The 11,960-nt window shown below is 39.9% G+C and carries 11 protein-coding genes; all 11 read right to left on the bottom strand.

Features of this window, described 5'->3' with window-relative positions:
* Positions 1 to 57: 57 nt before the first annotated feature.
* The 11 genes from CSV68_RS04835 to yfmF all read right to left on the bottom strand — a co-directional run bounded on the left by CSV68_RS04835 (position 58) and on the right by yfmF (position 11,609).
* Positions 58 to 327 carry a stage V sporulation protein S gene (locus tag CSV68_RS04835; protein ID WP_099633228.1) on the bottom strand — a complete coding sequence of 90 codons (270 nt, stop codon included), beginning with the start codon at positions 325 to 327 and terminating at the stop codon, positions 58 to 60.
* 92 nt (positions 328 to 419) lie between these two features.
* Complete coding sequence (locus CSV68_RS04830; protein ID WP_099661562.1) at positions 420 to 1,217, bottom strand: TIGR00282 family metallophosphoesterase; 798 nt, start codon at positions 1,215 to 1,217, stop codon at positions 420 to 422.
* A 68-nt stretch (positions 1,218 to 1,285) separates the two neighbouring features.
* Positions 1,286 to 2,845, bottom strand: a complete 1,560-nt coding sequence (gene rny, locus CSV68_RS04825; protein WP_099633226.1) for a ribonuclease Y — start codon at positions 2,843 to 2,845, stop codon at positions 1,286 to 1,288.
* Between the two features lie 548 nt (positions 2,846 to 3,393).
* A complete protein-coding gene (gene recA / locus CSV68_RS04820; RefSeq protein ID WP_099633225.1) occupies positions 3,394 to 4,455 on the bottom strand; it encodes a recombinase RecA in 1,062 nt (353 codons plus the stop codon).
* Between the two features lie 166 nt (positions 4,456 to 4,621).
* Positions 4,622 to 5,878: a competence/damage-inducible protein A gene (locus tag CSV68_RS04815; protein ID WP_099633224.1), complete on the bottom strand. Its 1,257-nt coding sequence runs from the start codon at positions 5,876 to 5,878 to the stop codon at positions 4,622 to 4,624.
* 16 nt (positions 5,879 to 5,894) lie between these two features.
* Positions 5,895 to 6,473 (bottom strand): CDP-diacylglycerol--glycerol-3-phosphate 3-phosphatidyltransferase, encoded by a 579-nt coding sequence (pgsA, locus tag CSV68_RS04810; RefSeq protein WP_099633223.1) that lies wholly within the window; start codon positions 6,471 to 6,473, stop codon positions 5,895 to 5,897.
* A 74-nt stretch (positions 6,474 to 6,547) separates the two neighbouring features.
* Entirely contained in the window at positions 6,548 to 7,366 is an 819-nt protein-coding gene (locus CSV68_RS04805) for a helix-turn-helix domain-containing protein (protein ID WP_099633222.1), read from the bottom strand.
* 18 nt (positions 7,367 to 7,384) lie between these two features.
* Positions 7,385 to 8,179, bottom strand: coding sequence for a DUF3388 domain-containing protein (locus tag CSV68_RS04800; RefSeq protein ID WP_099633221.1), 795 nt, complete (start codon positions 8,177 to 8,179; stop codon positions 7,385 to 7,387).
* A gap of 132 nt (positions 8,180 to 8,311) precedes the next feature.
* Complete coding sequence (gene ymfI / locus CSV68_RS04795; RefSeq protein ID WP_099661561.1) at positions 8,312 to 9,040, bottom strand: elongation factor P 5-aminopentanone reductase; 729 nt, start codon at positions 9,038 to 9,040, stop codon at positions 8,312 to 8,314.
* A 2-nt stretch (positions 9,041 to 9,042) separates the two neighbouring features.
* On the bottom strand, positions 9,043 to 10,338 hold the full coding sequence (gene yfmH, locus CSV68_RS04790; protein ID WP_099661560.1) for an EF-P 5-aminopentanol modification-associated protein YfmH: 1,296 nt from the start codon (positions 10,336 to 10,338) through the stop codon (positions 9,043 to 9,045).
* Positions 10,335 to 11,609 (bottom strand): EF-P 5-aminopentanol modification-associated protein YfmF, encoded by a 1,275-nt coding sequence (yfmF, locus tag CSV68_RS04785; protein ID WP_099633218.1) that lies wholly within the window; start codon positions 11,607 to 11,609, stop codon positions 10,335 to 10,337. The genes yfmH and yfmF overlap by 4 nt, the downstream gene beginning before the upstream one ends.
* Positions 11,610 to 11,960: the final 351 nt, after the last annotated feature.

The raw sequence follows: 11,960 nt of genomic DNA, 5'->3' as shown, positions 1-11,960 counted from the left end.
ATGTCGCTGGTTTGTCATGAAAAAAAGACCACGAAATTGATCGTGGTCTTCTGTATTCTACTTACGTTCCTTTTTTTCAACGAAAAGTTTGAGCGCCGTTCTAGCTTCCCCGTTGATTTCGATATCGGTGAAGGCTGGCGCGCAAATTAGGTCGCCTCCGCTTGGTGCTACGAATCCTCTTGCGATTGCAATTGCTTTCACTGCTTGATTTAGTGCTCCAGCACCGACTGCCTGGATCTCGGCATAGCCTTGTTCACGAATAACTGCAACCAATGCTCCTGCTACTGAGTTCGGATTTGAGCGAGATGATACTTTCAAGGGACTCACGATATTTCCTCCTTATTTTGCAATGTCTATGGAACGTGTATATTCCATACAACATCCTATGATAGGCAAGGAGGATTTAGACACCTAGATAATTAGTTTTTGAAAGGATGATCTTCGTTGATTCGTATCCGCTCAATTTTGAGTGCTTTACCGGTTTTGTCATCCAATTCTACAAACATACCGTTTAGCTGTGGTCTTCCACTTTTCGGCACCTCAAAGCGAGTTGGCAAGTTGGTATAGAAGCGATACAACACATCTTCTTTTTTCATTCCTAAAATTTCATCATACGGGCCTGTCATACCTGCATCTGTTAAATATGCAGTACCCCCCGGCAATATTCGATCGTCTGCGGTTTGAACATGTGTATGTGTCCCAACAACAACGGAAACTTTTCCATCTAAATGCCAACCCATCGCAATCTTTTCACTTGTTGCTTCTGCATGGAAGTCTACAAAGACTAATGGTGATGTTTGCAACGCTTCTTCTACTAATTCATCTGCTTTTACAAATGGATCATCGTGCGGCGGCAAAAATGTACGGCCATGTAAATTAATTACGGAAAGTGTAACGCCATTTTTGGTAATGGACGTCATGCCTTTACCCGGTGCTTGTTCAGAGAAGTTAGCAGGACGAATTAAATAATCCACTTCATCTATGAAATCATAAATTTCCCGTTGATCCCATGTATGGTTTCCCATTGTGATGACATCTACTCCAGCATGCAATAAATCATGATAGATGGATTTTGTAATTCCTCTACCCGAAGCAGCATTTTCACCATTCGCGATAATAACGTCTGCTTGATATTTGCGTTTCAAACGCGATAAATAATCAATTACCATTTCTCTTCCCATCGATCCTACGATATCTCCAATAAATATTACTTTCATCTGTAACATCCTCTTTCCAAAATGAAAACAGCTTCCTAACGAACCGGAAGCTGTTTTTTTATTAGGTATTATTTTGCATACTCTACTGCGCGGGTCTCCCGTATGACCGTCACTTTGATATGCCCTGGGTAGTTTAATTCTTCCTCGATTTGTTTTCGTATATCACGTGCTAAGCGATGTGCGGTAATATCATCGATCTGTTCGGGGCGAACAATGATTCGCACTTCCCGTCCTGCCTGAATGGCAAATGACTTCTCTACACCTTCGTATGATTCCGAAATTTCTTCGAGTTTTTGCAGTCGTTTTATATAGTTTTCCAATGTTTCACTACGAGCACCTGGTCTTGCTGCAGATAATGCATCTGCCGCTGCTACAAGTACTGCTATAACAGAAGTAGCTTCTTCGTCACCGTGGTGAGAAGCAATACTGTTAATGACAACTGGATGTTCTTTATATTTCACTGCCAACTCTTTACCAATTTGAACGTGACTACCTTCTACCTCATGGTCGATTGCTTTACCGATATCATGAAGTAAGCCAGCACGTCTAGCAAGTGTTACGTCTTCTCCTAGCTCTGCCGCCAGTAAGCCAGTTAAATAGGCTACTTCGATAGAGTGTTTCAAGACGTTCTGTCCATAACTCGTACGGAAGTGCAAACGTCCAAGAATTTTGATCATATCCGGATGCAAGTTGTGAACACCTACATCGAATGTAGTTTGTTCTCCCTTTTCTCGGATTAACTCGTCCACTTCTCTTCTAGACTTGTCCACCATTTCTTCGATACGTGCAGGGTGAATTCGTCCATCCTGAACCAATTTCTCCAAAGCCAATCTTGCCGTCTCTCTACGTACTGGATCAAAACCGGAAAGAATGACTGCTTCTGGTGTATCGTCAATAATTAGATCAATTCCTGTAAGCGTCTCGAGAGTACGAATATTTCGTCCTTCACGACCAATGATGCGACCTTTCATCTCATCATTCGGTAAGTTAACGACGGAAACTGTTGTTTCTGCCACATGATCTGCTGCAAAACGTTGCAATGCCAACGATAGAATTTCACGAGCTTTACGCTCAGATTCTTCTTTAGCTCGTTGCTCCGATTCTTTTGTCATGACAGCAATATCTGTAGATAGTTCTTCTTCAACATCTTCCAAGATGACGCGCTTTGCCTCATCTCTAGTTAACGAAGAGATTCTTTCCAGTTCAGTCTTCTGTGTAGTAACGAGTTGTTCCGCTTTGCGTTCCATCTCTTCAATATGCTGTTGTCTTTCTAATAGCGCATCTTCTTTGCGCTCTAGACCTGCTTCTCTTTTATTGAGCGCATCATCCTTGCGATCAAGGTTTTCTTCACGCTGTAAGAGACGGTTTTCCTGTTTCTGTAATTCCGTCCTTCTCTCACGGACTTCTGTTTCTGCTTCAATCCGCAGTTCGTGAGTTTCATCTTTCGCTTCTAACAGTGCCTCTTTCTTCACTGACTCCGCTTCACGCTTCGCCTCTTCGACGAGTTGGTTGGCAGTATGCTTGGCACCAGTTACTTTTGAATCATTCACATTTTTCAATATAAAAAAGCTAACAACTGCACCGACGATGAGACTTAGCAAAACGGAGATGAGTATTTCAATACCCATTGAGGTCACCTCCTCCTGCTTATTCTTTTCTTTTCAGTCGGCTTGTATAATCAATTTTGCCACGGCGAATATATTCACTTTACTTGTTACCGGAGATTCCCGGTAATGTCCCGACGATCTGTGAAAACGCCGAAGGCTTAACTTAATCCAACGGGTAGTAGAAAACCTGCTGTTTCGGGACTAATTTTCTATTGATGTCACTACTTTTTGCTTAACTTTTCATTTTGCTGAATTAAGTTAAAATCAACATACCGCCAAAAACAATTGATTGGTTTGTTAAATATAGGACGTATATAATACGCCACTTTAATTGTATAGTTGTATTTTTATTGTGTCAAGGAATGATGAAGGAAAAATGACTCTATAGAAGCTTTTTGTTTTTTGCTCGAGTCTTTCCACTGTACATTTCGCCTTTTCCTTGAAATGTACTTATAGTTCCAGAACAGCGTGAGGAATGTCATAGTCAAGCTAATTATCTCTAAAATGAAATGTAGTGATTTTATATAAAAAAACCGCCAATTGAAAATTGGCGGTTTTGCAAGTATATCTTACTTCTCATCTGAAAGTGTTAGTAAGTCATCCAGCTCATCTTCTTCATCATGTGCTGCGATTACATAGTTTGTAGCATTTAAACCGTATGATTCACGAATTTTGACCGCGATTTCATCACGCATTTTTAAGTTTTCCTTCAAGAATTGTTTCGCGTTTTCACGACCTTGTCCTAAACGCTCGCCTTCATAAGAATACCAAGCACCACTCTTTTGGACTACTTCCAATTCAGATCCCAAATCCAGAATTTCACCTTCTTTTGAAATTCCTTCACCGTACATGATGTCTACTTCTGCTGTACGGAAAGGTGGAGCTACCTTATTTTTCACAACACGAATTCTAGTTTTATTACCCATAATGTCGTTGCCTTGCTTGATTGCTTCACCTCTGCGTACTTCAAGACGAACAGAAGCATAGAACTTTAATGCACGTCCACCTGGTGTTACTTCTGGATTACCGAACATAACGCCTACTTTTTCACGAATCTGGTTAATGAATACTGCAATAGTATTTGATTTATTAATAGCACCAGAAAGTTTACGCAACGCTTGAGACATCAAACGAGCTTGCAAACCAACGTGTGCGTCACCCATCTCGCCTTCGATTTCAGCTTTTGGTACAAGTGCTGCTACAGAGTCAACTACGACAATATCTACCGCGCCTGAACGAACAAGTGCTTCTGCAATTTCTAATGCTTGCTCACCTGTATCCGGCTGTGATAATAGCAACTCGTCGATATTGACACCTAGCTTTTGTGCATAGACAGGGTCTAATGCGTGTTCCGCATCAATAAATGCCGCAGTACCACCGCTTGCTTGCACTTCTGCAATTGCATGCAACGAAACAGTCGTTTTACCAGAACTCTCTGGTCCATAGATTTCAATGACTCGTCCACGTGGATATCCGCCTATTCCCAGCGCCGCATCCAAAGCTAGTGAACCTGACGAAGATGTATCAATTTGAAGATCTGTCTTCTCTCCCATTTTCATGACAGAACCTTTACCGAATTGTTTCTCTATTTGTTTTAGTGCCATATCTAATGCCGCTTTACGATTGCTCAATTACAATTCCTCCTCAAACTCTTTTTCTACTCTTATTATACCTTTTTCAAATGGAATACACAAGATTTAAACGAACGGGCATTCGATAAATCGGTTATAGAAATTGAAAAACAAGCGCAAAAGGCTAGGATGAATTGATTTTTGGTAGCTAATTTAATAGCAAAATTTAATACTTCAGTTCTTTTTTCTCTTTTATTTTCTGAATAAGGTAATGTAAGGCAAATTGAACAGAACGTTTACGATTTGTATTACGAGACCCGGAAAGCTGAAGCTTATAAGATGTTGTCTTCATACCTTCTGCTGCAATCCCGATCCAAACTGTACCGGGTGGCTGACCATCATGAGGTTCAGGACCTGCAGCTCCTGTCAGACTAACACCAAATGTTGTAGAAAATCTCTCTCTAACGCTTTCAGCCATCGCTTCAGCACACTCTGCACTGACAATCCCATGGTAATCAAGCAATGATGATAAGATACCTAATTGCTCGATTTTCATTTCTTTATTGTATACTACAAGACCGCCCTTTAGCGCATTACCAATTCCAGCTTCTGAACCAAGTTCCGCCATAAACATTCCGGTAGTTAAACTTTCTGCCGCCGAAATAGTCCAGTCATTTTGAAGCAATAATTCAGTCGTTTTGGAAGCCAGCGTATCTTCATCTACACCATAAATAAACTCCCCTACAATTGAACGAATTTCCTGTTCCACAGGTAATATTAACTTCTGAGCATCTTCTTCCGTTTTAGCTTTTGCGGTAATACGCAACTTCACCATACCAGGTGAAGCAAGTGGTGCAATTGTAGGGTTTGTTTGCTTCTCTAGAATAGACTGGATACGCACTTCCAATTCTGATTCGCCAATTCCCTGCAACTTCAATACCTTCGATGTGATTACATCTTGTTTTCCGTATACACCAAGCAAGTATGGAATCGCTTCTTGTTCAAACATGGGCTCCATTTCATGGGGAGGGCCCGGCAGTAAAATATACTGTTTACCATTCTTGCCTATCGCTATACCAGGAGCCATACCATTTCGATTTGGCAATACCGTAGATCCTTTTAAAACAAGTGCTTGCTGTTTATTATTCTCCGTCATTACTTTTCCAACTTGAGTAAAATAATCTTCGATGGTTTTCATCGCATCATCATCAGATACAAGCTCACAACCTAATTCATGGGCAATAGTTTGCTTTGTCAGGTCATCTTTAGTCGGTCCGAGACCGCCACTAAAGATAAGGATATCTGCACGTTTCTGAGCCAGTTGAATGGTTTGTGACAAGCGTGTAGGATTATCCCCTACAACGGTGTGGCAATATACCTCAATTCCAGCTTCAGCCAATCTGGCCGATATGAACCTAGCATTAGTATTCGTGATTTGTCCTAGAAGAAGTTCAGATCCTACCGCAATGATTTCTGCTTTCATGAATACATTTCACTCCTCACATTGACTCCACTAAAATTTTACGATTTTTAACGAAGTAATCGACACCTGACCATACTGTAAATACTAATGCGATATACAACATGATCGTTCCGAATGGAATACCAATTGCCTCGAAGAATATATTATGCAATAAAAGAAATGAAATCGCTAGAAGTTGCGCGACTGTTTTAATTTTACCTAACTGGTTGGCTGCTACTACTTCACCGCCTCCTGCTAAAATCAAACGTAAACCTGTCACGGCAAATTCTCTACTAATAATAATGATGACGATCCATGCAGGAGCTGTCCCCATTTCCACTAATAAAATAAAAGCAGCTGAGACTAGTAATTTATCTGCTAACGGATCCAAAAACTTACCCATATTGGTCACTAAGTTGTTTTTTCTAGCTAAGTATCCATCTAGCCAGTCCGTTGTTGAAGCAATGATGAAGATGATCGCTCCCACTAAATGTTCAACAGGCATTTCCACTCCACCTAGTTGAATCATTCCCCATCCAAAGTCCACTGCAAGAAACAGGATGAAAATAGGGATCATAAATACTCTTGAGAGTGTAATTTTATTTGGTAAATTCATTACATGTCCGCCTTTCTAACGGTAAAATCTACTTATAAAGAATAAAATAGTCACCTTTTGAGATGACTATTTTTCTATGGTTTTTTTAACACAATGTTTTGTGGTATGAGATTTGTTGGGTAATCTACACGCTGTCCATTGACAGTTAATTCCGCGTTTTCGTAATTCCCAACTCGGATTCTCAAACTTTCCACATCATTCGCTTCAATTTCAATTGTTTCGCCTTCTTGTACTACACGGGCACCACCTGGATCAGGCATCCATTCTTTGCCATCTTGATCTGTTACTGAAATCCAAGACGCACCCGTAGTTTTGACAACGACTTTGATCTTGTCAGTATCAGACAATTTGAATGTAGATGTTTCACCATCAGTAGAAGCGTGTTCAAACGGTTGCTTGGGCTTCTCAACATCTACCGGATCTTGTTGTGGGTCAGTGACTACTGATGAACCGGGTTCCGATAATTCATCGTCTGTAGCCGGACTTGTTGCTTTGTCTCTAAGCAAAGTATAAACAATAACTAAAATCAGAATGATAAATAGTGCAACAATTATTTTCGGCATTGCTTCTCTTAATTGGTTACTCTGCTTTGAACCCATACTACGTTGCATAGTCGCTGGCACAACTTTTTCCTGCTTTTCTTGTACTCCCGGTTCATACACTTCTTGATAAAGACTCAATACTTCATCCGCATCCAAGTCAACTGCTTCTGCATACTGTTTAATAAAAACACGAACATAGAAAGCACCAGGAATAACTTGAAACTCTTCATTTTCAATCGCTGACAAATAACGTTGTTGAATTTTCGTACTGTCTTGTAAATCTTCTAGCGTCAACCCTTTTGAAATCCTCGCTTCTTTTAAACGAGCACCTATTCCGATCAAATTCAACACCTACCTAACTCTTTTCAATCAATTAAACATATTAAAGCCGCCCATAGGGTTACGGTTGGATATTGGATCATTCTTTTCTAAAATATCGTAAGTGATTTCTTGATCCACAGTCGTTCGTAACTCTATGATGATATCAAAATCTTCAATTGTATATTCGGATTGCTTTACAAACATATCCGGATGCTCAACCACTTTAATTGTCGGCAACCCCATGATTTCACGTACTAATTGCATATGACGTTCGTCAGAAGTTTTTCGTGTCACGATCCCATCAAGTATAAAGATGTTATCATCTGAGAACTCATCCCCCATCATACTCGTTCTAATCGTTTGTTTAATCATCGTGGAAGATAAAAAGACCCATTTTTTATTGGCACACACACTTGCCGCTACTACGGATTCCGTTTTACCTACTCGCGGCATCCCACGTACACCGATTAGTTTATGACCATCCTGTTTAAATATTTCCGCTAAAAAATCCACTAAGATTCCAAGCTCACTTCTTATGAACTGATAAGTTCTTCGGTCATCCGTTCCGCGCTGAATATAATGTCCATGACGAACAGCCAATACATCACGTAGTTTAGGTTCTCTGATCTTGTGGATGACAATTGCATCCATAGTAGAGGCAATCAACTCGAAACGTTTAATTTGCTGATCGTGATCAGTGTGAACGAGCATACCACGGTATCTTCCATCCACCCCATTGATGGTCACAATATCTACTCGCAACATACCAAGTAAGGAAGCAATATCCCCTAGCAACCCAGGCCGATTGACTTGCAACTCATATTCGACATACCATTCTCCCATTCAACACACTCCTTCATAAAACTACTTTTTCCAGAATGCACAAGTATGCACTTAGTTCTATAATAGCGGATAGCCAAAGCGAATAAAAGAAAAAAAGAAAAGGACAACAGGCATTGTCCTTTTCCAAAGGCTTTAAATATACCAGCCACCATTAATTTGAATTATTTCACCTGTCATATAATCTGCTTTGCCACTTAGCATAAATTCGACCATATTCGCTATTTCCTGCGGTGTCCCGACTGACAAAAGTGGTATTTGTTCAAGTACCATCTGACGCTCCTCTGCGGAAAATTCCTGATTCATTCGGGTGTCAATCCAACCTGGTGCAATGGCATTGACTCGTATACCAGAATAAGCTGATTCCTTTGCATATGCTTTGACGAAGGCATGTTGGGCACCTTTGACTGCAGAATACATGACTTCACCTGCAGCCCCCGCACTGCCCCATATTGAGCCGATAAATAGTATATAGGAAACATCTTGCTTGCGTAGTTTTTCGGATAATAGTGCGATTAAACGAGCTGGATTCTGCATATGGACTTGCCATAATTCCGACATTTCCAATTCGCTTGTATCGGATAACAGTTTTACAACTGCTTGACCGTTGGCTACAACAATTGCTTGAACGCTTTGAATGCTTGCCGCTAATTTTTCTGCTGCTTGCTCCACTCTAAAGTCAGCTTGCACACTGCGAAATTGCTGGTTGGGATACGTCTCTTCTAACTCCATACGCAATAGATCGAGCTGGTTTTTATTTGTATTATAGTGCAAATACAAAGACCACCCCGCTTCTGCTAGCTGTTTACAGATGACTTCCCCAATTCCTCCAGTGGCTCCTAAAACGAGTGCAAAACGTGGCATACTCATTGTGCTTTTGGTGGCATGACTTTGAAGATTGTATAACTGTCGTCATCGGAAAACGTGGCAAATGCTTGTTTTAATTTATCCATCGATAAGTTTTCCAAAGTCGGTACGACATCGAATAAATTCATTTCGTTAAATTCATATCTTGTATATTGATTAGCAATAAATTCAATGGAATTCAATGAACGCATAAATTGACCAATTTTCTTTCTACGCATTCTGTCCAAGTCTTCGTCTTGTACTGGCCAATTTTTTTTTGCATCTTTAATTGTATGACGAATTAATTTTTCCAAGCGCTCGGGCTCATCTGTATCAGAACCAACCATGGCAAAACCATAGCCTTCTTCCATGGAGAATTCATATGAAAATGATTCATCAACTAAACCTTCCCCGTTCGCTTTTTCATAAAATGCAGACGTGCGACCAAATAGACTATCTAATACGAGGTTTGCCGACAATTCCGTTTCAAGCATTTCTTGGCCCTGTAGATTTGTCTCGGTACACTTCATACCAATATTCAATTTCGGTTTCGAAACATCCATCGTCAATGTACGTTCGGGCACATCCACCTCTTTTGATTCGGACGGGAATTGGCGTTCGATTGCTTCAGGTTTATCGAATGATTTCTGTGCTTGATCTTCTTTAACAAACGCCATCATTTCCTCCGGATTCACTGCTCCTACGATAAACAGCAACATATTAGACGGATGATAGAACGTCTCATAACATGTATATAAGTGTTCAGCTGTAATGTCCTGGATAGACTCAACAGTACCCGCAATGTCGATTTTCACTGGGTGGTTTTCATAGAGATTTTCAATTGTACCGAAATATAGTCTCCAATCCGGCTGGTCATCATACATGGTAATTTCCTGGGCAATGATACCTTTTTCCTTATCGACAGTTTGCTTCGTGAAATATGGTTGTTGAACGAAGTCGAGTAATACTTTTGTATTTTCTTTTAGTTTATTGGTTGCGGAAAATAGATAGGCCGTTCTACCAAATGTTGTATAAGCATTTGCAGAAGCACCATTTAAACTAAACTTCTGAAAAACATCTCCATCTTCTTTTTCAAACATTTTATGCTCAAGAAAATGGGCAATACCATCAGGCACTGTGATGAATTCATCTTTGCCATGCGGTTTGAACGTACGATCAATAGAACCATATTTCGTTGTAAATGTGACAAATGTTTTAGAAAATCCACGTTTTGGTAAAATGACAACTTTCAAGCCATTATCTAGTGTTTCAGTATAAATTTTCTCTTGTAGTTGATCAAAATTTACTTCTTTCATTTGGAAACATCCTCCTTACCTGACAACAAATACACAATCTGTAATTGAATTGTATTCGCCATATCTTTTATATCATTCAATGTGACCGATTCCCACTTCTCGATTAATCGCTCAGCAGTGAAGTTCTCGTCTAACTCTTTATATTGATCATAAATCTCAATCTGACTTCGGGCTGAATCGTTTGCACTTAAAATGCTATTTTCAAGAAGTGCAATCGTCTGACTTAACTCGACTTCTGTACTCTCGCCATTTTGTAAAGCTGTCAGTTGCTCCAGAATTAGTTTGACGGCTTTCTCTTCTAAATCCGCATCAATACCTGCTGTGACATAGACAATACCGTAATGCGAAGCAAATGCACTATTTGCATAGTACGCCATACTTTCCTTTTCTCTTACATTCATGAAAAGTTTACTGTGAGCAAATCCACCAAAAACACCATTTGTTATTTGCATCTTATGGTAATCGGGATGATGGAATGATACGGGTGTATGGAATCCAAGATGAAGTTTACCTTGTTTCATGTCCTGTTTTTCTCTAACCGTATTCACAGAATCTGACACTTTTACATCTGGTAATTCATTTTGTTTCGCTGCGTCTCTTGCTGCAAACGGTAGAAACTGTTTAATTTGCTCAATAATTTCCTTTTCGTCTACATCCCCCACTACATAAATATCAATCAAATCATTATTGATCATATCTTCGTATGTAGCATAGAGACTTTCATTAGTAATTTCAGACACCGCAGCTTCTGTGCCATAAGCCGAGATTGACGCCGGATGATCAGGTCTCATGATTTCAAGCATGCGCTTCTGAGCGAAACGTGTTTTGTCGTCATAAATAGATCGAATCCGATCACGAACATTACGTTTTTCCCTTTCTGTTACATCTGGATCAAATGCATTGTTCGTTACATTTGGATCAAATACTACAGAACGGATTAATTGCCATAACTGTTTAAAGATATCTTCGCCTGCAAAAAATTCATCGTTTACACATTCCGTATAAAGTGAAACCATATGTTGTGAGCTTCTTTTCGAAACGTCCGTAAATAATACTGTGCCGTATAACTCGTCAAGTGCTTTGCGCATTGAACTTAATGTTGGATACTGCTTCGTTGAATCCTCCATCACATTTGCCAATACCGTACGTTCAGAAGCTTTCTTCTGATCCAATGGTGCTTTCCACTTAATTGTCACGTTAACTGTTTTGAACTGTTCCGTTTTACGTATATACAAATGTACGCCATCTTGTAATTTTGTTTTATTGAACATACAAACACCTCGTTTACCTTATTATATGTATTCCTAGTCTCACTATACATTTAAGCCCGCCATTTGGAAAATGATACAACTCTTTCTAGTGCTGAGAGCGCCGTTTAGCCTCGACAGGCACTGAAGGACTTAAAAATAAAGGCGGTGTTTTTCTTTGCCTTTATCTTTAAGGCCGAAGTGACCCGAGAGGTTGGCGCTCGAAGCTGGATGTTTCTAGTGCTGAGAGCGCCGTTTAACCTCGACAGGCACTGAAGGACTTAAAAATAAAGGCCGTCTTTGTCTTTACTTTCCACTTAGAAGCGACAATTTAGTATTAGTTAATCTTAAAAGTTCTAACAAAACTAGAAAAGC

This window comes from Sporosarcina sp. P29 (assembly GCF_002743265.1).
Lineage (GTDB): Bacteria > Bacillota > Bacilli > Bacillales_A > Planococcaceae > Sporosarcina.
This window is presented reverse-complemented; position numbering and strand designations above follow the sequence as displayed.